General features: G+C 38.0%; 23 protein-coding genes. 21 read left to right on the plus strand and 2 right to left on the minus strand.

Annotated features, from left to right (window positions below):
• Window positions 1-11 precede the first annotated feature (11 nt).
• The 6 genes from AC2117_RS09090 (at window position 12) to AC2117_RS09115 (ending at window position 4,918) form a co-directional block, all read left to right on the plus strand.
• Window positions 12-1,028 (plus strand): aldo/keto reductase, encoded by a 1,017-nt coding sequence (locus AC2117_RS09090; protein WP_171459066.1) that lies wholly within the window; start codon window positions 12-14, stop codon window positions 1,026-1,028.
• 183 nt (window positions 1,029-1,211) lie between these two features.
• Entirely contained in the window at window positions 1,212-1,595 is a 384-nt protein-coding gene (locus AC2117_RS09095) for a nuclear transport factor 2 family protein (protein WP_133973528.1), read from the plus strand.
• A gap of 14 nt (window positions 1,596-1,609) precedes the next feature.
• The gene (locus AC2117_RS09100; protein WP_133973529.1) at window positions 1,610-2,353 is read left to right on the plus strand and encodes an SDR family oxidoreductase; all 744 of its coding nucleotides are present in this window, start codon (window positions 1,610-1,612) and stop codon (window positions 2,351-2,353) included.
• A 110-nt stretch (window positions 2,354-2,463) separates the two neighbouring features.
• Entirely contained in the window at window positions 2,464-3,111 is a 648-nt protein-coding gene (locus AC2117_RS09105) for an SDR family oxidoreductase (RefSeq protein WP_133973531.1), read from the plus strand.
• Between the two features lie 71 nt (window positions 3,112-3,182).
• Entirely contained in the window at window positions 3,183-4,328 is a 1,146-nt protein-coding gene (locus AC2117_RS09110; protein WP_133973533.1) for an NADH-dependent flavin oxidoreductase, read from the plus strand.
• Window positions 4,329-4,342: 14 nt separating this feature from the next.
• A complete protein-coding gene (locus AC2117_RS09115; RefSeq protein ID WP_133973535.1) occupies window positions 4,343-4,918 on the plus strand; it encodes a flavin reductase family protein in 576 nt (191 codons plus the stop codon).
• Window positions 4,919-4,976: 58 nt separating this feature from the next.
• Here AC2117_RS09115 and AC2117_RS09120 read toward each other — a convergent pair whose 3' ends face one another.
• A complete protein-coding gene (locus tag AC2117_RS09120; RefSeq protein WP_133973537.1) occupies window positions 4,977-5,600 on the minus strand; it encodes a LysE family translocator in 624 nt (207 codons plus the stop codon).
• 399 nt (window positions 5,601-5,999) lie between these two features.
• Here AC2117_RS09120 and AC2117_RS09125 point away from each other — a divergent pair, with 399 nt between their 5' ends.
• From AC2117_RS09125 to AC2117_RS09195, 15 genes are all read left to right on the plus strand, one after another.
• The gene (locus AC2117_RS09125) at window positions 6,000-6,425 is read left to right on the plus strand and encodes a VOC family protein (protein ID WP_133973539.1); all 426 of its coding nucleotides are present in this window, start codon (window positions 6,000-6,002) and stop codon (window positions 6,423-6,425) included.
• A 65-nt stretch (window positions 6,426-6,490) separates the two neighbouring features.
• Window positions 6,491-7,741 (plus strand): cation:dicarboxylate symporter family transporter, encoded by a 1,251-nt coding sequence (locus AC2117_RS09130; RefSeq protein WP_133973541.1) that lies wholly within the window; start codon window positions 6,491-6,493, stop codon window positions 7,739-7,741.
• A gap of 104 nt (window positions 7,742-7,845) precedes the next feature.
• The gene (locus AC2117_RS09135; RefSeq protein WP_133973543.1) at window positions 7,846-8,721 is read left to right on the plus strand and encodes a LysR family transcriptional regulator; all 876 of its coding nucleotides are present in this window, start codon (window positions 7,846-7,848) and stop codon (window positions 8,719-8,721) included.
• Window positions 8,722-8,975: 254 nt separating this feature from the next.
• On the plus strand, window positions 8,976-9,860 hold the full coding sequence (locus AC2117_RS09140; protein ID WP_133973545.1) for a phosphoribosyltransferase family protein: 885 nt from the start codon (window positions 8,976-8,978) through the stop codon (window positions 9,858-9,860).
• An 11-nt stretch (window positions 9,861-9,871) separates the two neighbouring features.
• Entirely contained in the window at window positions 9,872-11,365 is a 1,494-nt protein-coding gene (locus AC2117_RS09145; protein ID WP_133973547.1) for a nicotinate phosphoribosyltransferase, read from the plus strand.
• Window positions 11,366-11,425: 60 nt separating this feature from the next.
• On the plus strand, window positions 11,426-12,193 hold the full coding sequence (locus AC2117_RS09150; RefSeq protein WP_133973549.1) for an NUDIX hydrolase: 768 nt from the start codon (window positions 11,426-11,428) through the stop codon (window positions 12,191-12,193).
• 72 nt (window positions 12,194-12,265) lie between these two features.
• Entirely contained in the window at window positions 12,266-13,657 is a 1,392-nt protein-coding gene (locus AC2117_RS09155; protein WP_197731012.1) for a methylenetetrahydrofolate reductase C-terminal domain-containing protein, read from the plus strand.
• Between the two features lie 735 nt (window positions 13,658-14,392).
• Entirely contained in the window at window positions 14,393-15,454 is a 1,062-nt protein-coding gene (locus tag AC2117_RS09160; RefSeq protein ID WP_133973551.1) for an HlyD family secretion protein, read from the plus strand.
• Between the two features lie 25 nt (window positions 15,455-15,479).
• Window positions 15,480-17,027, plus strand: coding sequence for a DHA2 family efflux MFS transporter permease subunit (locus AC2117_RS09165; RefSeq protein ID WP_133973553.1), 1,548 nt, complete (start codon window positions 15,480-15,482; stop codon window positions 17,025-17,027).
• Window positions 17,028-17,215: 188 nt separating this feature from the next.
• Window positions 17,216-18,004, plus strand: a complete 789-nt coding sequence (locus AC2117_RS09170) for a hypothetical protein (protein ID WP_171459089.1) — start codon at window positions 17,216-17,218, stop codon at window positions 18,002-18,004.
• A complete protein-coding gene (locus AC2117_RS09175) occupies window positions 18,001-19,587 on the plus strand; it encodes a GH3 auxin-responsive promoter family protein (protein WP_133973557.1) in 1,587 nt (528 codons plus the stop codon). The genes AC2117_RS09170 and AC2117_RS09175 overlap by 4 nt, the downstream gene beginning before the upstream one ends.
• Complete coding sequence (locus AC2117_RS09180) at window positions 19,584-20,912, plus strand: TolC family protein (RefSeq protein WP_227549247.1); 1,329 nt, start codon at window positions 19,584-19,586, stop codon at window positions 20,910-20,912. The genes AC2117_RS09175 and AC2117_RS09180 overlap by 4 nt, the downstream gene beginning before the upstream one ends.
• The gene (locus tag AC2117_RS09185; RefSeq protein ID WP_133973559.1) at window positions 20,909-22,069 is read left to right on the plus strand and encodes a hypothetical protein; all 1,161 of its coding nucleotides are present in this window, start codon (window positions 20,909-20,911) and stop codon (window positions 22,067-22,069) included. Before AC2117_RS09180 ends, AC2117_RS09185 begins: the two co-directional genes overlap by 4 nt.
• Window positions 22,070-22,301: 232 nt before the next feature.
• Window positions 22,302-23,273: a 5'/3'-nucleotidase SurE gene (gene surE / locus AC2117_RS09190; RefSeq protein WP_133973561.1), complete on the plus strand. Its 972-nt coding sequence runs from the start codon at window positions 22,302-22,304 to the stop codon at window positions 23,271-23,273.
• Window positions 23,274-23,284: 11 nt separating this feature from the next.
• Window positions 23,285-23,929, plus strand: a complete 645-nt coding sequence (locus AC2117_RS09195) for a hypothetical protein (RefSeq protein ID WP_133973563.1) — start codon at window positions 23,285-23,287, stop codon at window positions 23,927-23,929.
• A gap of 36 nt (window positions 23,930-23,965) precedes the next feature.
• Here AC2117_RS09195 and AC2117_RS09200 read toward each other — a convergent pair whose 3' ends face one another.
• The gene (locus AC2117_RS09200) at window positions 23,966-24,406 is read right to left on the minus strand and encodes an HD domain-containing protein (RefSeq protein ID WP_133973565.1); all 441 of its coding nucleotides are present in this window, start codon (window positions 24,404-24,406) and stop codon (window positions 23,966-23,968) included.
• Window positions 24,407-24,410 lie beyond the last annotated feature (4 nt).

The raw sequence follows: 24,410 nt of genomic DNA on the forward strand, positions 1-24,410 counted from the left end.
GAGCCACCACAATGATAAAAACCTCATCAAAATTTATAGGTGATTGTTCATTACCTATGAGTAAACTTGCATTAGGTACAGTTCAGATTGGTTATGAGCGCGGAATTAGCTTTGATCAAGCTAAAGAAATTATATATTCAGCTTATCATGAGGGTGTTCGATACTTTGACAGTGCACCAATGTATGGATTTGGGCGGGCTGAATATACATTGAGTACCGCTCTACATGAGTTAGAGATCAGAAAGAGTGTTCTTGTCAGTACCAAAGTTGGACGTGTTTTAAACTCACAAGGCTTTTATTCTAAAAATACGTCTTGGTACTTAAATTATCCTGATTACTACTATGACTATACTTATGATGGGGTAATGTCATCTTTCGAAGGTAGCTTAAAACGTACTGGATTGGATCATATTGATTTATTGTTAGTGCATGATCTGGGGAAAAAATGGCATGGAGATAAAGCTGAACTATTTTGGAATCAATTTTGTGAAAGTGGCTTTAAGGCTTTAGAAGAATTGCGTAGGAATAGGAATGTTTCAGCAGTTGGACTAGGTGTAAATGAAACTGAAATTGTTTTAGAAGTAGCTAAAGAGTTTAAAATTGACTGTGCATTGATTGCTGGTCAATATACTTTATTAGATCATAAAAACTCATATGAAGATTTAAAAAAGCTATCCGAATCTAATGTAAAAATTTTAGCTGCGGGAATCTTTAACTCTGGTGTGCTCGCCTTAGGTAATACTTCACAAGCTAGTTATAATTATAAAAAAGTACCAGCTGAAATCGTCTCTAAAATACAGAAAATTCAAGTCATTTGTCTAAAATACGATGTATCTCTTGCCACAGCAGCTTTGCAATTTGCAGCAAGCCATCCAGCAATTACATCTTTAGTTTTCGGTGCTAAAAATAAAGAAGAAATTATTACTAATACCCGATCTTTTTCAAAAATAATACCTTATGAGTTTTGGGTAGAACTGAAAAGCGAAAACATCATCAGTGAGCAAATCCCTATAAAAGCCCTTAATTGATCTTTCTATAGAGTATTTTCTGTATGAGATATTAATGTGATTAATAGTATATATATAATTCTATAATTATATTTATAACAATGGTTGCACTAGTATTTTCATAACAGTTGAACATGCATTCTTTTCTAAAGGCGAATGTTGTTGTCTACGACTGAACTCTCATACTGAAGTAGGAAATTAAAGATGTCTAAACCAACTTATGTGGCTGAATATAATGCAATTGTTGAAGTATTAAATAAATATAATCAAGGTGGTAAACAAGCAGATAGCAGTATTATGAAACCTGCTTTTAATGAACAAGCAACTATCTTTGGCGTTGATGCTGACAATAAACTTATTGGTGGTCCTATCCAAGGTTTATTCGAAGTGATTGATCGTGATTTTAGTCCATCACCAGATGCCCAAGGTGTAATCGTAAATATTGATATCGTTGGCACTGCTGCAAGTGCACGTATAGATACTAATGATATTTCTGGATTTTGTTTTACAGACTTCTTTAACTTATTGAAAGTAGATGGTAAGTGGACAGTTGTTAGTAAAATTTATCATACCCATTCAACAAATTAATGTTTGGAGCGGGCATGAATTATTTAGAAAACAAAGTAATCATTATTACTGGAGCTTCTTCCGGTATTGGTAAAGCTTCAGCCAAAATTTTAGCGGCTGAAGGGGCTAAAGTTATAGCGGTTGCAAGAAATCAAGAACGTCTTAATGGACTAGTTAATGAAGTAACAAAGCATGGGGGTGAAATCACAGGCTTTGTAGCAGATGTTACCAATCTTGATGACTCTAAAAAGCTTGCTCAATTTGCTAAAGATACTTATGGCTCTGTCGATATTCTAATTAACAATGCTGGACTTATGCTGTTTTCATATTGGAGCGATTTAGCAATTGATGATTGGAACAAAATGATTGATACCAATATCAAAGGCTATTTGAATGCTATAGCAGGCGTATTGCCAATTATGCTTGAGCAAAAGTCTGGACAAATCTTGAATATGGATTCAGTTGCGGGACATCAAGTAGATCCTGCTGCGGGTATCTATTGTGCAACAAAGTTTTTTGTACAAGCGATGACTGAGTCAATGCGTAAAGATTTGGGTGTTAACCATGGTATCCGAGTTAATACTGTTAGTCCCGGTGTCATTAATACAGGCTGGGCGGACAAAGTCACTGACCCTGAAGGTCGTAAGGCAGCCCAAGAGCTCAACAAAATTGCCATAGATCCAGATGATGTAGCACGCGCTGTAGTCTATGCACTTAATCAACCTGAAAATGTCACTGTGAATGATTTAATCATTTCTCCAACGCGTCAAAATTGGTAACCACTATCTATCTTTCTTTCGCTTTTCCTATTCTTACAAGATGTGAGGTGGAGAAGCGATGCTTTTTACTCAGGGTTGGATATTAATCACTTTATTATGAAGGTGTATCTATGAATATTCTTGTTGTTGGTGCAAATGGAAGAGTAGGTTCTCATTTGGTCAAAACATTGGCAGAAATGGGGCATTCAGTTTTTGCAGGAGCTCGCAAAGATTCATTGAGTTTTACGAATCCTTCTATTCAGTTTTTTGAATTGGATTTGCTAGCTGATTTGCAAAAAATCATTCAACGTTTTGAATCTGTAAATATAGATATAATTTACTTCACTGCAGGCTCTAGAGGAAAAAATCTTCTTCAAGTTGATGCTTTTGGTGCAGTGAAAGTGATGCAAGCCGCGAAAGCTGTGGGTATTCGTCGATTTATAATGTTGAGCTCAGTTTTTGCACTACAACCTGAACGCTGGGGTGAGTCATTCTTACAGAATATCACTGATTATAATATTGCAAAATTTTTCGCAGATCATTGGTTAGTTCATCAAAGTAATTTGGATTTTACTATCCTTCAACCAGGTGCATTGCAAGAAAAATTAGGTAGTGGCCGAATCAAGATTAATGTCTCTGAGCCTCTTAGTAACAGTATTGATAATGTCGTTGAAACACTTGCAGGTATTTTAAGTGCTCCAAATACGATTGGTCAGGTAATTACGATGGCTGATGGTGACATTCCAATTATAGAAGCGCTCAATCAAGTCTCCCCATAAAGTTTTACGTTTCTGTTTAATGCTTTTAAAGCAAAGATTAAGTTCAAAGATTTTTTAAATTGAAGATGAATATGATGAATCCTAAATACTCTCCCTTATTCCAACCCTATACTTTAAATAATGGGGTAACGATTAAAAATAGATTAGTCGTTGCTCCAATGACACATTTTGCTTCTAATGATGATGGTAGTTTAAGCCATGAAGAACGTGCTTTTATTCAAGGACGTGCAGAAAACTTTGGCTTATTCATTAGTGCAGCGACTTTAGTTTCACCTGAGGGTAAAGCATTTGTAGGGCAGCCCGAGGCTATTAGCGATAAAGATTTACCTAGTTTGAAAGCAGTTGCTGAATTAATTAAATCTCAAGGTGCAAAAGCAATTTTACAAATTCATCATGGTGGGAAACTCAGCATTGATGAATTGTTAAATGGTGCTGAAATGGTTGCGCCATCAGAAGATCTAGAATCTGGATCACGTGAACTCACACATTCTGAAATTAATGATTTAATCCGAGCATTTGCTAATGCTGCTGATTTGGCTATTCAAGCGGGTTTCGACGGTGTCGAGATTCATGGTGCAAATGGTTATTTAATTCAGCAATTTAACTCAGCACAATCAAACCGCCGCACGGACGAATGGGGTGGTAGTATTGAAAAACGTATGCGTTTTTCACTATCGATTGTAGATGCTGTACATGCTGTCAAAATGAAACATGGGTTAAATGATTTCATTATTGGTTATCGGTTTTCACCAGAAGAACCGGGAGAGCACGGTTTAACAATGGCAGATACATTTGCTCTAATTGACGCATTGGTAGAAAAACCAATTCAATATTTGCATGTATCTCTTTGGGATTTTTATAAAAAAGCACGTAGAGGGGCAGATGTAAGCTTAACTCGTATGCAACTTCTACATGAGAGAATTGCAGGTAAGCTTCCATTAATTGGTGTCGGAAGTTTATTTAGTGCAGATCAGATATTAGATGCATATGAAACTAAATGGGCTGAATTTATTGCAGTTGGTAAAGCAGTAATGATGAATCCCGATCTTGCAACATTAATTTCGAATGGGCGCGAGAGCGAAATTGTTTTAGCAATAGACCCTCATAAAGCTGATCGTTATCGTATTCCTAATAATCTGTGGCAACAAAATATGAGCCGTTTATCCTATTTACCTCCACTTAAAGATGACTCTGAGTGGAAAACAGTTGATATTTAAATATTGAGTATAATATGGCAATTCAATCTGTACCTTTAGAAAAAGCATATCGCTTATTGAACCATGGACCAACTGTGTTGGTCTCTGCAAAACATCAATCTACTGAGAATGTGATGGCTGCTTCATGGGCTTGTGCATTGGAGTTTTCTCCAGCGAAAGTCACTGTGGTTTTAGATAAAATGGCATTTACACGTTCTTTAGTTGAACAAAGTGGATGGTTTGCATTACAAGTTCCTGTTGCACAGCAGGCTCAAATGGTTGTGGATGTTGGAAGTGAAAGCCTAAAAGACCACCCAAATAAATTGAATGAATTTGGTGTAAGGCTATTTTATCAAGATGGTTTTCAAACTCCATTAGTCGACGGGTGTGTAGCTTGGCTACTCTGTAAACTAATTCCAGAGCCACACAATCAAGAAACTCATGATCTTTTCATTGGAGAGGTAGTTAGTGCTTGGGCTGATGATCGTGTCTTTAAAGATGGCCACTGGCAATTTGATAACGTACCGATAGAACTAAAAACTCTACATTATATTGCTGGTGGACAGTTTTATGTTATAGGCCAAGGACTTAAGGTAAATAAAGGGCCTTAGTCTAGCTTTATTTTACTGTATTGGCATTTTCTATGTACCAATACAGTAAATATTTTAATCATGTTAAAGTTAGAGATATTAAAGATATTGAAAATAAAATAAAGAAAGTACCAATAATTTTGTTAAATAAATAAAAGATTTTTGGTTTTTTTATTAACACTTTAATCTTTTCACCACCCCAAATGTAGATGAGCATCCAAGAAAATTCGCAAACAATAAAAGTAAAAATCAGTATTGAATATTGGGGAAGCAGAGGTGAGTTGGAATTAATAAATTGAGGGAGAAATGAAATAATAAAAAGTAATGTTTTAGGATTACTAATAGCTATAAAAAAACCATTAATAAAGGAATTTTCATGTGTTTTATATTCGGATGCATTGTTATATTTTAATTGTTTTGATTTATATTTTAAGTGTTTTATTCCAATTGTAAATAAGTAAATAATTCCAAATAAATTAATTAATTTTATAAATATAGTTTGTAAATTGCTTAAAAATAAGAGTGTAAGGCAACTTGCTGTAATTGATATTAATACTCCTAGTAAACATCCTGTAGTTGATATTAAAGTTTCCTTTAATGTTTGGTTAATTCTCGTATTCAATACGAATACCATGTTAGGGCCTGGTATTGCTGATAGGACAGAAATAGTGGATAGAAACAGGAGCCAAGTATATAAGGTCATAGTGGTTCATTAAATTTTAAATTATAGTTTTTAAATAAAAATATAATAAACAATACTTTTTTATTAAGTAGATAAAAAAATATTATATGCATATATGATTTTGATAATCATTAGTGTTTATTTAATTTGTTTGATTACAGTGACTTAGATTGTATATAGGAATAATTTGTTAATTTGAGAAAATATTTTTGTTTCTAAACATGCTTTTTTTTATATAGCATTAATTTGTTTAAAGGATGTGAGTAAATAAGATCAAAAAGATTCTTATTATCTTAAATTCCTATCAGATATAAAGGATTATACGAGTAAAGACAGAATCTAAATTTTAGATTTTAACTCGAAAAACCTTTCTATTTTAAATTTTTATTTAAGACAAAAGTCAATTTAATAGAGGTTCCTATGAGTTTAGCACCATTCCATTTAGCTATCCCTGTTTATGATTTACCTGCTGCAAGAGATTTTTATGGTGAAGTTTTTGGTTTAGAAGAAGGAAGATCTAGTGATCACTGGGTTGATTTTAATTTCTTCGGACATCAGCTAGTTATTCATGAACATCCTAAAATGGATTATCAAGAAAAAGTTGTTTCTAATTCTGTGGATGGCCATGATGTGCCTGCTCCACATTTCGGAATTATTCTTAGTTGGGAAGATTGGGAAACTTTAGCTGAAAGATTAAAGTCTTTAGGTACAAAGTTTGTGATTGAACCCTATGTACGTTTCAAAGGTAAAGTTGGCGAACAAGGAACTATGTTTTTATTTGATCCGTGTGGTAATGCGCTTGAATTTAAAGCATTTAAAGATATGACTCAGCTTTTTGCGAAATAAAGTAATGAGGGATACGAATATTATTTGTATCCCTTTTTGAGGACATGAAGAAACAAGGATGATTTATGAAAAGTATTTCTTTGGTATGGCAAATATTAATTGGTCTTCTTTTAGGTATTTTAGTCGGGTGGTATTTTAATGTAAATCTAACTCATCAAGTTTGGGTAAGCACTGAAATATTAAAACCGTTAGGCGATATTTTTATTAATATGATGAAAATGGTCGTTGTACCTATTGTATTGTGTTGCATGATCTTAGGCATCGCAGGAGGAGGTGATAATAAGTCTTTTGGAAAAATGGGTGCGGGTTCTCTCCTTTATTTCTTTACAATAACAAGCCTTGCGATTGTTTGGGGTTTATTATTGGCCAATTTTTTTCAACCTGGGGTTGGAACAGATATATCTGGGATGGCACACTCAGCTGTAGTACTGCATACTGATACGAACAAAGGCGCTCTACAGATTATAAAAAATATCGTGCCGGAAAATATTGTGGTAGCCCTATATGAAGGAAAACTACTATCAATTCTATTTTTTGCGATTCTTTTTGGCTTAGCATTAAACAAAATTCCTGAAGAAAAAAGTAAACCTGTAATAACAGTTTTACAGGGAATATCTGATGCATTGTTTAAGCTTGTAAGTTTAGTCATGGCTTATGCACCGATTGGTGTGTTTGGTATGATCGGAGCGACAGTTGCGACTTTTGGCTTCAGTTCTTTATTGCCATTACTGAAATTAATTGGAGTCGTTTATCTAGCTTTAGCTTTATTTGCTATTTTTGTTCTAGGTACTGTGTGTTTGTATATAAGAGAAAACTTATTTCACCTTATTAAATATTTTAAAGATGAGCTCATTCTAGCTTTCTCAACTGGTGCGTCTGCTGCTGTCATGCCGCAATTAATGCAGAAACTCGAAAACTATGGTGTTCCACGCCGTATTGTAAGTTTTGTAGTACCTATGGGATATGCATTTAATTTAGATGGAGCATCAATTTTCCTAGGTGTGGCTACAATTTTTGTCGCTCAATTATATGGAATAGATTTGACTATCTCTCAACAAGCATTATTGGTTGTGACTATGGTCTTAACATCTAAAGGGGCAGCGGGAGTTCCAGGTTTTGCAATTCTAATTTTATCTGCAACTTTAGCTACAGCTGGTTTACCGCTAGAGGGTGTTGCGTTAATTGCTGGTATTTTTAGAATTATTGAAAGTGGTACTACAACATTAAATGTTCTTGGAAATGCTATTGCACCACTTGTTGTAGCAAAGTGGAAAACGAAACGGTTAGAGTCTTTTAATACTGTAACTGAAAATTAAAACCAAAGATAAGTATCGCACTAAGAGATACTTATCTATATAAATTTAGGAAGTGTATAATTTCTACAAGGATTGGTTTTATCATTTAATGGAATGCAGATAGTATGTTTCATGAGCTCAAAACCCTTATAGCAATTAAAAAATATGGTTCATTTAGTGCTACAGGTAACAATGTGGGGCTTACTCAAGCAGCTGTCAGCGCACAAATCAAATCTTTAGAATCTTATTTGGGGATTAAGCTCTTTGAAAGAAATGGAAAAACTGTTCAATTTAATAGTGAGGGTTTACGCGTACTTGCATTAGCTGAGCAACTTTTTGAACTCGTTGATAAGATGAAACAACCCGAATGTATGGCAGATTTTACGGGTGAGATTAGAATAGGGGCAATTGCCTCGATCCAATCAAATATTTTGCCAGAAATACTTGAAGAACTATTCAAATATTTTCCTAAAGCAAAAATTAAGCTTATACCAGGAGTGTCATTCAATTTATTCCATCAGCTGGGAAAAAATGAGATAGATCTCGCGATTATCATTAAGCCTAATTTTGAAATTTCAGATGACTATTGTTATTACACCTTAAAAAAAGAGCCTATTTTTCTTATTACCCCAATTGATATTCACGAAAAACACCCTGTTGAAATTTTGAAAAATAATCCGTTTATACGTTATGACTATTCTTCATTTGGGGGGAAAGTTGTAGCAAACTATTTAAATAGAAATCAAATAAAAACAAATGACATCATTGAGGTAGATGAAATTGAAGCAATCATCAGAATGGTAGAAAAAAACTTAGGTGTAGCTTTGATTCCAGATATTGGAATGAATAAATTAAAAGAAAAAAATATTAATATTATTGATCTGAAACAACCAGATTTATATCGAGAAATTATTATTATCCATAAAAAGAATACTGAGGATTCAATTATATCAAGTATTGTTTCTAAAATAGTCGAAGGCGTGGCTATTGGAGATAAGTAATTAAGTCTATTCATTTCTCAACAAAGCATATGTGCTATTGATATGAAAAGATAAACATCCGACATTAAGTCGGATTTTTTATTGCGTAAAGTTAATTGAGATAGATTGTAACAATCTCGAAATATGTGTCAGAAATCTCACATCAAATGTCATTCAGCGATTGCCTTAAAAAGTTTGAAAATTAGACTTGAAATATATAGTGGCTTTGTGCCACTATATATTCATCGAAGGTCATCAGACAAAAAGAGGATGATATGGCTATCCAGCTTTTAGATGCGGCAAGAAATGAAATTCCAGTGAAATTTACGCAGTTTTCTGGTGGAGAGCGTCATGTTCAAATTGATGAGACAACCTTAAGTTTACTATCTGGCACCGTATTGGTTCGTGCACAAATGACCACAAGCCACGATGTGATGGACTATTTACTACTTGAAAATATATTGCTGAATCAGGGTCTAACCGTTGACCTAGAAATTCCGTATTTTCCTTACGCACGTCAGGACCGTATTTGTGCAGCAGGCCAAGCATTTTCACTCGATGTTATGACTAAGTTACTCAACATCAACGCAGACAAAAAAGCGGGAAAACAAGGCAAGGTAACTGTATGGGATTGCCATAGTGAAGTAACAACAGCATTACTTGCCGCCAATACTTCTTTTAGTGAAGTTGTAAATGTCAGTTCAGTCGACATCATCGCAAAGAATGAAGCGCTGAGTGCATTGTTAAAAGATGAAAAAACAGTACTGATTTGCCCAGACAAAGGGGCGAAAGCACGTACACAAATGGTTGCAGATGCTTTTAATCACGAGCGTAAACAACCCATCACTATTGTTCAGTGTGATAAAAAACGTGACCCAGTGACTGGCAAAATTTTAGGTACACATGTACATGCGACTGATTTATCAGGCCTAACCGCGGTAATCACCGATGACATTTGCGACGGCGGTGCAACTTTTATTGGTATTGCCAAAGAACTCCGTCACCTCAATTGCCATAAGGTCGTTCTGTATGTGACCCACGGTATTTTTAGTAAAGGAATTGAAGTTTTTGATGGGCTGCTAGATCAACTGTTTACTTCAGACAGCTTTCCACAACAGCCAACAGACAAAATTTCAGTAATTGCTTTTGCAGCAAAATAAAGAGAATAAAGATGACTATTAAACTTAACCCGCTAAACGCTATCGATTTTTATAAAGCTGATCACAGACGTCAGTATCCAGTAGGCACAGAATATGTGTACGCAAACTTTACGCCGCGTTCATCTCGACTCGCTAAAATGCTGCCTGACTTCGATGATAAAGTTGTATTTTTTGGTCTTCAGGGTTTTATCAAACACTTTTTGATAGATACGTGGAATGAAGGCTTTTTCAAGCAACCTAAAGACAAAGTGGTAGCTACTTATAAACGCCGTATGGATACTTCATTGGGTGAAGGCGCTGTACCCGTTGATCATATTGAAGCATTACACGACTTGGGCTATTTACCATTACGCATTAAAGCATTGCCAGAAGGCAGCCGTGTCAATATGCGTGTACCCGTGCTGACCATAATTAATACCGACCCGCGTTTCTTTTGGTTAACTAACTATATTGAAACTGTATTAAGTGCTGAGCTTTGGAAAAGCTGCACTACGGCCACAATTGCCTACGAATACAAACGTTTATTAACGCAATATGCCTTAAAAACTGGTGCTCCACTCGATTTTGTACCTGTGCAAGCACACGATTTTAGTAGCCGGGGCATGAGTGGAATTTATGATGCGGCGCAATCTGGTGTGGGTCACTTAACCAGTTTTATCGGAACAGACTCAGTTACTTCAATTGACTACGCTGAAGACTACTACAATGCCACCGGTGTGATTGGTGTGTCTGTACCAGCGACCGAACACAGTGTGATGTGTATGGGCACAGAAGACAGTGAGCTAGAAACATTTAAGCGTTTAATCTGTGAGCTTTATCCGTCTGGTGTTGTCAGTGTCGTGTCTGATACATGGGACTTCTGGCGAGTGATTACAGAGTTTACAGTGGCTTTAAAACCTGAAATTCTGGCACGACAACCCAACGCTTTAGGTTTGACTAAATTAGTTTTCCGTCCTGACTCTGGTGACCCTGTCAAAATTATTTGTGGTGACCCAGATGCCGAAGTCGGCAGCCCAGCGTACAAAGGCGCGGTTGAATGTTTATGGGAAGTGTTTGGTGGTACAACCACTGACCAAGGCTATAAAGTACTGAATGAACATGTCGGTTTAATTTACGGTGACTCTATTACTTTAGACCGTGCACAGCGTATTTTAGAAGACCTTGAAGCTAAAGGCTTTGCTTCAAACAACTTGGTGTTTGGGATCGGCAGCTTTACCTATAACTATTTAACTCGCGACACCTTTGGGTTTGCTGTAAAAGCGACTTGGGGTCAGGTGAATGGTGTAGGCCGAGAGCTGTTTAAAGACCCGATTACTGACTCAGGCGTAAAAAAATCTGCGAAAGGTCTATTGCGCATCGAAGAAAGTGAAAATGGTTTTACCTTGTTTGATGAGCAAACAGCGGAACAAGAACAAGGCGGAGCACTAAAAACGGTCTTTGAAAATGGTAAACTTCAATATGAGTGTACGTTGGATCAAATTCGTGAGCGTTTATCCATCGCATAACTGAGTTTAGATGAGCCGTTACATAGTGGACGGCTCGTCGTTTTCATTGAGAGACTGAACGTGACTATTCAAACTGAACAAGAATTCCTTGCCAGTTATGATCGCCGAGATTATGACGCACCTTTACTGACTGTAGATATGGCTATTTTCTCGGTATTTAATGGTCAGTTGCAGGTATTACTCATTAAACGGCCGAATTTTCCAGCCAAAGACCAATGGGCTTTACCGGGTGGTTTTGCCGATTTAACCCATGATCAAGACTTGATGGCCACGGCTTATCGTAAGCTGGTCGAAAAAACAGGGATTGCCTCACCTTACTTGGAACAAGTTGCCTCTGTCGGCAACGCCAAACGTGACCCGCGCGGCTGGGCCGTGACCATTTTGTATTTTGCTTTAATCGATTTTAATGCCTATCAACATCAAGAGTTGGCTGAATACAGCGAATGGGTGCCTGTAGCAAAAGCACAAGATTTAGCATTGGCTTTTGATCACAACGAATTACTCACCTTGGCATTAGAGCGTTTAACCAATAAAACTCGCTATACCGCATTGCCCGCCAGTCTCATGCCAGAATTATTTACGCTAACCGAGCTACAAACTATTTATGAAATTATTCTTGGGCAATCGCTAGATAAAAAAGCGTTTAGACGCCGTATGATAGAAGCTGGCGCAGTTGAAGAAACCAATCACAGTAAAATTGTGGGTAAACGACCAGCTCAACTTTACCGCTATGCACTCGATTCTTTTGATTTTATATTTCCTCGTTCACTCGAATTACCAAGAAATAAAGAGGGTGAAGACAAACAAAACAATGAGCTTTCTGACTAGCGCATATTGATGCACTTTGTTTTATAATGCCGCGCTTATGATTGATGTCATGTTTTGATCAGCACTTTGCCTATGTCACACGTTTCTCTCTGTTTCCAGCAAAACCAGTTTTTTGTGTTGGTGGAATACCTCACTTCACTGCATGAAATTTATCCTGTGAAACATGAGTTGGCGGGATATCCGGCTGCAATGACATTGGCAGATCGTGTACATTCAGATCATGATGTCGCGCCGCTTGAGGCCAGCAAAAGTTACCCTGACTCAATAGAGAAAGTCTTACACTTTTCAGGTAAGGCCCGAGACATACAAGACTTTGAGCAGTTTTTAGAGCAAGCTCAAGCAGCCAATATTCAAAACTTGTTATTGCTTACAGGCGATAAACTCAAAGAACATCATAATGGTCGAAATGGACAGCCTCGTACTCGATACCTAGAATCTGTAAACGCCGTAATGGCTGCTAAACAGCATGGTGGATTCCGTATTGGCGTTGCCTTTAACCCATTTAAATATGTTGAAGCTGAGCGTGACGCACAGTATTTAAAACTGCATAAGAAAATTAAAGCAGGCGCTGACTTTATCATTACCCAATTGGGCTATGACATTGATGCCTTAAAGCAAGCCAAATCATTTTTAACAAAGTACGGCTATTTGCAGCAAATACTGGCTTGCGTCATGCCTCTAACTTTGGGCCGCGCCAATTTTATGGTGAAGCATAAGGTCGCAGGTATTGTGATTACTGCGCACATGCTAAAAGTCTTAGCAGATGAAAAACTAGCAGGGCATACAGACCGTGTTTATTTGCGCTGTGCTTTACAGATTTTGATTTGCAAACACTTAGGGTTTGCAGGGATTCATTTATCTGCCTGCCATAAGCCAGAAGAGCAAATGCTGCTTGAAAGTTATATTGAGCAGTACAGACATCTGGAGCTTGATTCCTTAGAGCAGCTTTGGAATTCACTTTGGCAAGTCACGACAGGCAAAGAGTTTTCACCTGAAATTGCTCGTTTTTCTCGTCAGCCAACGTCTAAACAATTAATTAAATATCGCCAATTACATGTGATGCATGAAGCAATGTTTGGGTCGAAAATTGCTAAAGGCGTTGGACGCTTTATTTTTAAAGCATCTTTTTGGGAAAATACTTTGGTCGCCAAAGTACTACTCAAAACTGAAGTGCTGAGTAAATATAGCTTAGTGGGCTGTGAAAGCTGTGGTCAGTGCCGTTTAGGTGACACTTTATATATTTGCCCTGAAACGTGTCCAAAAGGTTTAGCCAATGGGCCTTGTGGCGGTACAACTTTAGACCGCTGTGAATTTGGTGACCGTGAGTGTATTCATTCAATCAAAGCAAGACTTGCAAAAGCGGTTGAACAAACCGAAATATTAAAAGAGAAACTGATTCCAACTGTACCACTTGAAACGAGAGGGACCAGTTCTTGGAAAAACTGGTATTTAGCGACTTTGTAATTATTAAAAATTTTAATTCATAAATCTGTAATTTTAGTTGTTTAATTTATTAGGTGCATCTCCTAAGTTGACAGTAAAAATGAACAAGAAATGCTTTTTTATAGGTTTATAAAGAAGTTTAATAATTAATTATACTGCTTTTAGGGTAGTCCTCTTATTAAAAAAAACTACAAAAATTATGAAATATATTTATTGAGCTAACTTTAATATTTAAGTTTCTTTATTTTTTTAAAACTACAATATTTATATTTTATTTTCATAAGAACAACAGGGAAGTTGTTAATTGTGATGAAATTCACATATTAATTAAATTAATGATATGTAGTATTCAAAAAATTGAGGTAATTTTTAGAGTTTAGTAATTAGTTTTTTGTACTTACTCTTCTTATTCTTAGAAGTAGGATTATCTAAAAACATATATATTTTATATTAAATAATTGATTTTTAGGTAAATTATTTTAATTAAAAATAGTTTTATAGAAAAATATTAGACAAAATCTAAAATTAAATAATTTTTAAATATAGTTTTTATAATATTTAGCTTATTGGCAGAAATAGAAAAAATATATGTCAAAACGGTCAATGATCTTTAATTGACTTAAGAATGATAATTTGCACTAATTTTACGCTATCACGATTCATTTAATAAAACCTAGTGAAAAGTTACGTAAAAAAGACGCTAATAGTTTATTGGTGTAAATAAAAAATCGAATATTACAAATAAACGGAATGAATATGGATAACGTAGCTCAGCTAGAAACTGATACTAATTTCCAAAGTCGAAAAAAGATAACTTGGGGTGTTTTTAGTGTCCTGCTGTTATTTTTAGTCGCGGGCATTATATATTATTTTTTTGTATACCGATTTTATCAATCTACTGATAATGCTTATGTGCAAGCAGATGTCACTTGGGTGATGCCAAAGATTTCAGGCGAAGTGATGGAGTTAGTGATTCACGATAATCAGTCGGTAAAAAAAGGGGAAACCTTAGCTATATTGGACCACCGCGACTACCAAGCTCGTTATGATCAGGCTAGTTCTGTCGTGAGCTTAAAAGAAGCGGCGCTAGGCGTACAACAACAAAATGAAAAGTCTGCCAAGTCTTCAATTACTGAAGCAAGTAGTGGCGTTGTTGCAGCGCAAGCAGACTTATCTCGCTTAAGAAAAGATTTTGAACGTTATCAAGATTTATTAAAAGATGGCGTAATTACCCGCCAAAACTTTGAAGGGGTTCAGTCTCAATATTTAACGGCTCAAGCACAGCTCAGCAAAGCACAAGCCGCCGTAAATGCAGCAGAAGCTCAGTTGGGTAGTTTACAGGCCAGTAGAGCGCAACTTTTGGCAGATATTCAAAGTGCCAATGCAAACTTAAACCTGTATCAGGTCGATCTTGCTTCATCAAAAGTGGTGAGCCCAGTCGCAGGGAAAATAGGAAGCCTTGCGATCCAGAAAGGTTCGCGTGTTTCTCCGCAAACCCGCTTAATGGCGATCATTCCTGAAAATAGTTTGTATGTACAAGCGAACTTCAAAGAAACTCAAATTGAAAAAATGCATATTGGTCAGAAAGTTAAATTAAAACTTGATGCCTACCCAAGCCTGACTTACAACGGAACAATTGAGAGTTTTTCACCAGCCTCTGGTGCAACTTTCTCACTTATGCCACCAGACAATGCCACAGGCAACTTTAACAAGGTTGTACAACGTATTCCTGTACGCATTGCCATAGATTCAAGTCCGCATATTGATCTTATAAAACCCGGAATGTCGGTTAGCGCTACGGTTGACCTAAGAACTTAATAATAAAATTTTTAGGTAATCAGAAATGAATAAGCATATTGACGCTGAGTGGAAGTTTCCCGCAAAGACGGCTTGGGCAATTTTTGCTGCCATGATTTTTGGCAACTTTATGGCGATTCTTGATATTCAGATTGTGGCGAGTTCTTTAAATGAAGTTCAAGCTGGCATGAGTGCAAGCCGCTATGAAGTGACTTGGGTGCAAACGGTTTATTTAATTGCCGAAATTATTGCGATTCCAATGTCGAGTATTGTTTCGCGAGTGCTTTCGACACGGGTCTATTACACCATCTGTGCAATTGGCTTCACCATCAGTTCTTTACTTTGTGCGTTGGCATGGAACTTAGAGAGTTTACTGGTTTTCCGTGGCATTCAAGGCTTTATGGGCGGCGGGATGATTCCAACCTCCATGACCGCATTGTACTTACTTTTCCCAGAAGCAAAACGTTCATTGCCTTTGGTTATGTTTGGAATGATCAGTACTTTAGGTCCAGCCATCGGCCCAACCATTGGCGGTTGGCTGACTAATAATTTTTCATGGCACTGGATGTTCCTGATTAATATTATTCCGGGCATTATCATTGCCACGATTATCTACACAGGTCCAAATATTGACCGTGCGAATCATTCACTCATCAAAAGCATGGACTGGCTCAGCCTCATTGGTATGGCGATGTTTTTGGGTGGACTGGAATATTTCCTTGATGAAGGCGCACGGCATGACTGGCTTGCAGACACAGGCGTTCGGGTTGCTTTCATGATCTGCGTTGTGGGCGGCATGATTTTCTTCTCTCGAAGCTTTACCCAGCCCAAGCCTTTGCTCGATTTATCCGTATTTAAGAATAAAAACTTTACCTTAAGTGCCATCACAACTTTTGTGATTGGTATGGCGCTGTATGGCTTGGGTTACATGATTCCAGTGTTCCTTGGGCAAGTCCGTGAAATGAACAGTAGCCAAATTGGTCACGTCATGATGGTGACAGGCATTGTTATGTTCTGCTTCGCACCGTTCCTTGCGTGGCTTATTCCCAATTTTGATACCCGCAAAACAGTATTTATTGGAATGATTCTGGCTGGTTTTGGTGTGTGGCTCAATTCTCACCTCAGCATTCACAGTGATTATGACTTTATGTTCTGGCCGCAAATCTATCGTGGTATTGGCCTCATGATCTGCCTAATTGTGGTTTCACATTTAGCCATGAGCACTTTGCCACTGAGTAAAGTTGCCGATGCCAGCGGTATTTATAACCTGATGCGCAATATTGGCGGAGCGGTTGGACTAGCACTGATTAACTCATCATTAGACTGGCTGACTGCGCTTCATGTTACCCAGATTAATCAGTCGATGACCCCGCAGAACTGGATTTTTACTGAAAGACTCGATCAGCTCACGGCGCAATATCAGGAAGTCGGCTCAAATGCACAGCAAATAGCGCTCAGCGTGATCTATCGTGACATTCATTTTCAAGCACTTACATCTAGTTTTAATGATTTATTACGCATGCTCGCAATCATCATGTTTGTGACCGCCTTTTTAACCATCTTTATGGATCGGGGGAAGAAAATGAATATGTAGCTATTTAGAAATAAAGAGCAGCTTTCAAAGAATGAAAAACAATAGGGCATATCAAAACATATCCCTTCATAGAAAAAGAACATTTTTATGAGTTTTCTAATATCGGTAGATGAGATCGGGGAACTCGCAAATTAGAGGTGGAAGGTTAAAGGATTATGATTAATACAACGTATAAATTGATTTCAAAATTGAACCTGAAAAACACGACTTATGGTCAATATTTTGAAAAAGAGCAAATCGATACTGACCGATTAAAAGTGATGTATTCCATTTACGAACAGTATTATGAAAATACAAGATTTTCTATTTTCGTAGATGATTTTAAAAATAAAAGCGGTGCAATCTTAATTTTTGACTCGGAAACAGATGAGATTGTGGGGTTCTCAACCGTTGTTGTGCAGCACTTTTACTTAAACGGTAAGGACTATACCGTGTTATTTAGCGGTGATACGGTCATTTTGAAGAAGTTTTGGGGCACGCGTAGTCTGCAAAGTACCATGCTCAAACTCATGATCAAGCTTCGAATCAAATATCCATTTAACGAACTCTATTGGCTACTCATTTCTAAAGGCTATAAAACTTACCTGCTACTCGCCAATAACTACTATGTGTACTACCCAAATATTAAAGATGAAAACCAGCATCTATCCGAAGTGGTCGAGCACTACTGTGAGAAATTCTTTGGGGAATATTATGATAAAGATGCGGGCCTCTTAAATTTTGGAGATGACTATCAACCATTAAAAGGTGAGGTCGCACCGATTACTGCCGAAATGAGAGAAAAGAACCCAAATATTCATTTCTTTGAGCAGATGAATCCAACATGGAGTGCGGGTACGGAATTACCGTGTATTGGTCGATTAGGCTGGAAAGATCTTGCGCGTTTCCCAGTAAAGCTCATCACCAAACCCACGAGTAAGGGAAAATTTGAAGCCTGTGTAACACATAAAACAAAACGTAGAGAGGCCATCCAATGAAACCTAATGAATGGCTAACTTTGGGTTCGCATCTGATTTTAAAACAATGGTGTGATGCATCCGATCGTAATTTTCAAAAACGGTTTAATGCGTTAGAAGCAACACAACGCCAAATTCTGCATTCGATTTTACAGACATCGACTTTGGCCAAAGATAAAAAAGTTCAAAACTATGAGCAGTTTGTAAAATCATTTCCTGCGACACGTTACGGCGCGTGGCGAGAAGACATTCAACGTTACCGTGAACAGAAACTTTCACTATCTACCAGTAAACTTGTTCGTTTCCAGCCGACGAGTGGGTCGAGTGAACAGATTAAGTTTATTCCATACACCAAGCTGTTTTTAGATGAGCTTGACCATGCGATTGCGCCGTGGATGGCGAGTTTATACCGTAAATGTCCGGAACTGAGTTCGGGAACGCATTATTGGTCGGTGTCATGGTTACCTGAAAGCCAGCGTGAAGTTTTAAAAGATAAAAACTTAAATGATGATAGTGCGCTACTGGGTGTAGGTAAGCGAATTTTATCTAAGTTTACCCAAGCGGTTCCAAGTAATGTTGCATTTGCAGCCAATGCCGATGATGCACTCTTTGCCACGATTTGTTATCTGGTGGCAAACCGTAATTTAGCCATGATCTCGGTGTGGAGTCCAACGTTTGCGCTGCAATTGCTTGAACGTTTAGAGTCAATGCAACAGGAAGTTATTGAAGTTTTACAAAGTGGTTCATGGGGCAATCGTCAGGCTTCATTAAAAGAAGTGACTGCACCGCATAGTCCTGAAAGCGCTCAAGCCTTAATTGACAGCTCAAACGGCGAACAGATTGACTTCAAACAGCTATGGCCTAAGTTAAGTTTAGTGTCGAGTTGGGATACCGCAGGTTCAAAAGCTTGGGCTGAAAAATTAAAAGAGAAATTACCCAGTGTTCAGTTTGAAGGAAAAGGTCTATGGGCGACGGAAGGCGTAGTGACTATTCCCTATAATGACCAATACCCGCTGGCGTATCAAAGTCACTTCTATGAATTTGAATATTTAGAGGGCGACAAACAAGGTCAAATCATTCCGTCGTGGCAGCTTAAACAAGGTGATGTGGTGAGCCCACTCATTACATCTGGTAATGGCTTGCTTCGTTACTGTATGGATGATTGCTTACGCGTGACTGGCCTTATCGAGCAAATTCCGTGTTTTGAGTTCCAAGGCCGCCGTTTTGGTGTAGATCTGGTCGGTGAAAAACTCGCACCTGAAACTGCCCAGCAATTATTGTCGCAGTTAAATGAAACAGAATCTAAAGCGATTTCTTTACTGGCGATTGATACCGAGCAACACGTTAAGCCGTTTTATTGCGTGCTTTTTGAAGGTGAAATTCATCACAGCATTAGCAATGAATATATCGACAGTATTTTGCGTCAAAACTTCCATTATGAACTTGCTCGCAACCTGGGACAGTTAGATCAGCCACAGATTCGTCAGGCCAATAATGGTTGGAGCGCTTACAAAAAACTGGTCATGTTTGACGGTATTATCGAAGGCAATATCAAGCCTGAGCCACTCAAAAAAGTCACCCTCAATAGTTTGGAACAACTATGAAAGGGATAAAGCAATTTAATACTCGGTTTTTAACACTTCGACACGCCGTGTATCTTGGCATGTTGCTTGTGTCGAATACACATGCCATGACTTTAGACAAGGCTTTGTCTGCCAGCTTAAGACATGAAAGTCAGCTTGAGGTCAGCCGTTTAAGCGTGAATCAGTCAAGCGCTATGCTTGAACAAGCGAAACAGCGTGATGGACTTAAAGTCAATTTAGTCGGGCAACTTGACTATGAAAGAATAGATACGCCTTCACAAGTCCTATTTCCAACCGAAGGAAACCGTAAAGGTCGAAGTTTGCAATTGCAGGCGGATTATCCGATTTATACCTCTGGACGACACCGTTTAGGAATTGATGTTGCCGAAAGCCAGCTCTCTGCACAAAACCAAGGGTTATCTGACCAAAGATCGGAAACCATTTTAAATACTGTGATGGTTTATACCGACGTATTAAAGAAGAAAGCCATTTTAGAACTCAGACAAAAGACCATGGCGAATCTGCAACGGTCTTTATATGAATCGAAGCGCCGTTTTGACGTGGGGATGATTACCCGCGCGGACTTGGCTCAGGTTTTGGCACAAGTTGCCCAAGGTCAAGCCGATATTACACAGGCGCAATCTAATTTGACCGTAAGCGAAGCACAGTTTTACCAAGTGACGGGTGTAACGCCTGAAAACCTTGCTGCAATTAAGAAACTACCCGCTATTCCCGCTAACTTAGATGAAATTTTGGCTCAAACCAAAAACCATCCAGCTTTAATGCGTAGCAAATATGAAAAACAGGCTGCCGAGAAACAATATGCTTTAACTAAACGTGAACTCTGGCCTACGGTCATGCTCACCAGCCGTGCCGGAAAGCAAGATGAAGCAAGCTATATTGGTTCTGAAAGTAATAACTATATGGTTGGGGTGCAGTTGAATGTACCGCTATACGATGATGGTTTAAATCGGGCCAATGTCAAAAAAGCACAAGCCGATATAGATTTGGCTAACCAAAAAACGCGAAGTCTTGAACTGGATTTGAATAAGCGTACCCGCACGACTTACGCGCAGCTTCAAACCATTCGACAAAATAAAGAAGCACTGGCAAATGCCATAGAGGCTGCGTCGATTGCCTTTGTCTACACACGTAAAGAGTTTGATGTTGGCACCAAAACCACGTTTGATTTGCTCAATACCGAACAAAAATTATTGGATGTCCAAACCCAAAAAACAGTCAATGACCAAGACGAAGTGGTGTTTGTCTATCAGTTACTCGACCAAATGGGGCGTTTAAATAATTTGGTGCCCGTACAGACCGCACAACAGGTGAATAATGAATGAAAACAAATCCGCCACTTGCTGATAATACCCTGATTACCCGTGAAGCAACTTTGGCAGACGATCAGGCTTTAAGAGACTTGATTGCCGTACCCATGACCACCAAAGGGATTCAAATTAGCTTTCAGCGCGAACCGAGTTATTTTAAAGCGTCTGATATTGTCTATCGACATAAATTGCATGTTGTGATTGAAGACACCGAGAGTCAGAAGCATGTCGCTTGTTATAGTAATGGTCATCGCCCATGTTATGTCGATCGGAACGTTCAAAACTTACGATACGCTGGGGATTTGCGAGTAGACCACAATTATCGTGGGAAATCACTGGTTAAGGTTTTAGCAAAGCATGTAAAACAAACCATGCATGAACCGAATTATAGCCAAATGATTATTTTTGATGATAACCATGCCGCACGCGCTGCCATACAAACGGGCAAAACGGGAATGCCTGATTATTATGATGAAGGGCTCATCGAGACATTAAGCCTGACCGACACGGGCGCAAAAAGAAAAATCACGGCTTTCTTAAAGCAGATTGATAAACAGAATAATCTTCAAGAGATCCGCACCTGTGTTGCCGAAGCTCAGCACGTGGAAGCTATGAACCAGTTTATTAGCGACATGGCCGAGTTTTATAACTTTATTCCTGCTTATAATTTTGAAGAACTTGCCCAAGGGCATCAGTATTTTTCAGGAATAAAACTCTCGGACTTTTTGCTTTATTTTAAGGGTGAAAAACTGGTGGGCATGTTTGGCTTGTGGGATCAGCACAGCATTAAACAAACCAAAATTTTGCATTACAGTTCAGTCATTGGAATTTTTAGACCCGTTTATAACTTGCTAACTCCAATTACTAAGGGTATGCGTTTGCCTAAACTTGGCGACTCTATTCAGTACCATGTGTTACATACGCTTATGTGCCATCCACAAGATTTGGCGTTGCATCATAAAATGCTCGAAGATGCCTATAACAAATCAAAGCAGCAGGGCGTTGGTGTGGTGAGCTTTACGCTTTCCCATAAAGACCCGCGCTATCAGCTAAACCAGTTTTATAAAGGTGAACGCTTAACAGGAATGCATGGTTTTATTAGTTATGAAGGCGACCCACGACCACATTTTGATAAAAACCTGATTCCATATCTAGAAGTCGGACGTATTTAATTTAAAGCTTGAAGTGATACTTTGAATGAAGCCCACGAAAGTGGGTTTTGTCATTTTGAATATGATTGATGAAGTTGAAGATCCGTTTATAAAAGAAAATATAGCAATAATTTATAATATAATTATTTAATTTTTAATGGAAAAGTATTTTAATTTTTATTGAAGCATAGTCACTAAACGTACATATAGCGCAACTACTATACAAATCGAAATTTAAGAACATGGTAGTTAAGTGATGAAAAAAAGTTTATTGGGCGGTCTTATTCTGTCTTTGTGTACAACTCCAGCTTTTGCACTAAATATTTTATTGGTTAACGATGACGGTCTAACCAGCAATGTCAAAGCACTCTATGATGAATTAAAAGCAAATGGTCATAGCGTACTTGTGTCTGTACCGTGTTCACCACAAAGTGGTCGTGGTGGTGCAATCGTCATGTATAGCTCAACAACCATTTCTGCGGATAATGATAAGCAAATTGCAACTGAAAACGGTTGTCACAATGGTGCTGCACCAATTGGCGCACCTGCGGCTGGAACCTTTACCAAAGCAGGTTATACCAATGGCGACTGGAATTACACGCATGGCACACCAGTGATGGCAACAGTTTATGGACTAGATGTGGTTGCACCAAAACGTTGGGGTAAAGCACCAGACTTAGTTTTATCTGGCCCGAATGAAGGTCAAAATGTTGGAAAAGTCGTTGTACACTCTGGCACGATTGGCAATGTTCAGTTTTCGGCAGGCCGCGGTATTCCATCTATTGCATTAAGCGCCGATACAAACACGGTAGATGACAAAACTTTAAACAACCCTAACTCTGCAATTGTGGCAAAACAAACCGTAGTGTTATTAAAAGAATTACAAGCTAAGGCAGGTAAGGGCCAATTGTTGCCAAAAGGCATTACGCTTAATGTTAATTTCCCTAAAAATTTAACAACCAGCACACCTTTTGCTTTTTCAAAAATTGGGACGTATGACTTATATAAATTGAAGTTCCAAGTAACCAAAGACAATAAAGGCAACAATCAATTTGGTCTAGGAATAGACGCGGCACCATCGGCTCCAACAGCCGCGCAAATGTCGGATGAAAGCGCCGTAATGCAAAGCAAAATTGCTGTAACTGCAATGCAAGTTGCTTACGACCAGCGACCAGCAGCTCAAGAATGGCTCAAAATTCGTTTAAAAAGCCTATTTAACAAGTAAGGAGAAAGACCATGAAACGTTGTTTGTTGGTTTTACTTCTTGGGCTTGGATTGGCGGCTTGTAATGACAATGATCATGATGACCAAGTCTCAACTGAAAAACCTGCCTTAGCTCCGAGCTTAGATGTCGGTACTTATATTATTAGTACCGAAACTGAAGAAGAGTTACCAATGGCGGGTAAATACTATTCTGGCGCAGATGGTTCTAAATTATTGGTTTTAGATGATGATGAAAACCGTGCCAAGATTGTGATGAGCTACGATGCAAAAACCAAAGCTTGGCAGAGCAATCAGTCTAATCAAGCGATGACCGTTGAATTAGCGCATTATGAAAAAATTGATGATCAGAAACTTTCAATTAATCAATTAGCCGGCACATACGATTTATCTTTTCCAGATGGAACAACGGTAAATGCCGAGGTCAATGCACAAGGCAAAATTGTCTCGAAAGACCCAAATTGTGTGTTTACAGGTGTTATTAGTGAAAGTGCATTAGCGAATACGGCAAGCTATCAACTGACCGATAACAAGTGTGATGCGCTAAAAAACAACTCGAAAGGTTATGTTGTGGTGGATGAAGACTTAGAACCTATGAGTTTTAGACTCGTATCTGACACGGTTGCATCAAAAGATATTTGGGCATTTGCACAATCTTAAAAAATGAAAAGACAACGGATTCATTTCGTTGTCTTTTTATTCCAACCTATCTTGTGCTGTTGAAACAATTAACATGGTTTGAAGATAATAATCTACACGTGATTGATTATTTTCCTTATGTGAGTTATGCGCATTAAAGGCTGCATCATGAAGTTTCACGATTCGAGCGATCGGATTCAAACTACAACGAATTAAATATTCTTCGCGTGTTTCAGTTTCCCGTTTAGTTAATGCATCAACGGCATCACGAACTTCTTTTCCGAATAAACTTTCGATTTTGTCTAGCGTAAGAGGTGTGTCTTCAACACTATCGTGTAGAAGGGCTGTAATAATATAGACTTCTGAAAATCGATGCTCAATTAATGAATTGACCACACCTTTAATATGGTAATCAAAGTAATCGTGAGAACCATACTTTTGACCTTGATGAGATTCTTTTGACAATTTCTCTGCTAATTCAACTTTATTTTGAGTCATTTTT

This window comes from Acinetobacter calcoaceticus, from assembly GCF_900520355.1.
In the GTDB taxonomy this organism is placed as follows: Bacteria; Pseudomonadota; Gammaproteobacteria; order Pseudomonadales; family Moraxellaceae; genus Acinetobacter; species Acinetobacter calcoaceticus_C.

What these genes read in the sequence shown, in the direction of transcription:
- AC2117_RS09195 (WP_133973563.1), top strand. Translation starts at nt 23,285, where the DNA reads ATGAAACGTTGTTTGTTGGTTTTACTTCTTGGGCTTGGATTGGCGGCT.
- AC2117_RS09095 (WP_133973528.1), top strand. Translation starts at nt 1,212, where the DNA reads ATGTCTAAACCAACTTATGTGGCTGAATATAATGCAATTGTTGAAGTA.
- AC2117_RS09155 (WP_197731012.1), top strand. Translation starts at nt 12,266, where the DNA reads ATGTCACACGTTTCTCTCTGTTTCCAGCAAAACCAGTTTTTTGTGTTG.
- AC2117_RS09165 (WP_133973553.1), top strand. Translation starts at nt 15,480, where the DNA reads ATGAATAAGCATATTGACGCTGAGTGGAAGTTTCCCGCAAAGACGGCT.
- AC2117_RS09130 (WP_133973541.1), top strand. Translation starts at nt 6,491, where the DNA reads ATGAAAAGTATTTCTTTGGTATGGCAAATATTAATTGGTCTTCTTTTA.
- AC2117_RS09135 (WP_133973543.1), top strand. Translation starts at nt 7,846, where the DNA reads ATGTTTCATGAGCTCAAAACCCTTATAGCAATTAAAAAATATGGTTCA.
- AC2117_RS09115 (WP_133973535.1), top strand. Translation starts at nt 4,343, where the DNA reads ATGGCAATTCAATCTGTACCTTTAGAAAAAGCATATCGCTTATTGAAC.
- AC2117_RS09160 (WP_133973551.1), top strand. Translation starts at nt 14,393, where the DNA reads ATGGATAACGTAGCTCAGCTAGAAACTGATACTAATTTCCAAAGTCGA.
- AC2117_RS09105 (WP_133973531.1), top strand. Translation starts at nt 2,464, where the DNA reads ATGAATATTCTTGTTGTTGGTGCAAATGGAAGAGTAGGTTCTCATTTG.
- AC2117_RS09120 (WP_133973537.1), bottom strand. Translation starts at nt 5,600, where the DNA reads ATGACCTTATATACTTGGCTCCTGTTTCTATCCACTATTTCTGTCCTA.
- AC2117_RS09180 (WP_227549247.1), top strand. Translation starts at nt 19,584, where the DNA reads ATGAAAGGGATAAAGCAATTTAATACTCGGTTTTTAACACTTCGACAC.
- AC2117_RS09175 (WP_133973557.1), top strand. Translation starts at nt 18,001, where the DNA reads ATGAAACCTAATGAATGGCTAACTTTGGGTTCGCATCTGATTTTAAAA.
- AC2117_RS09200 (WP_133973565.1), bottom strand. Translation starts at nt 24,406, where the DNA reads ATGACTCAAAATAAAGTTGAATTAGCAGAGAAATTGTCAAAAGAATCT.
- AC2117_RS09185 (WP_133973559.1), top strand. Translation starts at nt 20,909, where the DNA reads ATGAAAACAAATCCGCCACTTGCTGATAATACCCTGATTACCCGTGAA.
- AC2117_RS09110 (WP_133973533.1), top strand. Translation starts at nt 3,183, where the DNA reads ATGATGAATCCTAAATACTCTCCCTTATTCCAACCCTATACTTTAAAT.
- AC2117_RS09090 (WP_171459066.1), top strand. Translation starts at nt 12, where the DNA reads ATGATAAAAACCTCATCAAAATTTATAGGTGATTGTTCATTACCTATG.
- AC2117_RS09100 (WP_133973529.1), top strand. Translation starts at nt 1,610, where the DNA reads ATGAATTATTTAGAAAACAAAGTAATCATTATTACTGGAGCTTCTTCC.
- AC2117_RS09145 (WP_133973547.1), top strand. Translation starts at nt 9,872, where the DNA reads ATGACTATTAAACTTAACCCGCTAAACGCTATCGATTTTTATAAAGCT.
- AC2117_RS09140 (WP_133973545.1), top strand. Translation starts at nt 8,976, where the DNA reads ATGGCTATCCAGCTTTTAGATGCGGCAAGAAATGAAATTCCAGTGAAA.
- AC2117_RS09125 (WP_133973539.1), top strand. Translation starts at nt 6,000, where the DNA reads ATGAGTTTAGCACCATTCCATTTAGCTATCCCTGTTTATGATTTACCT.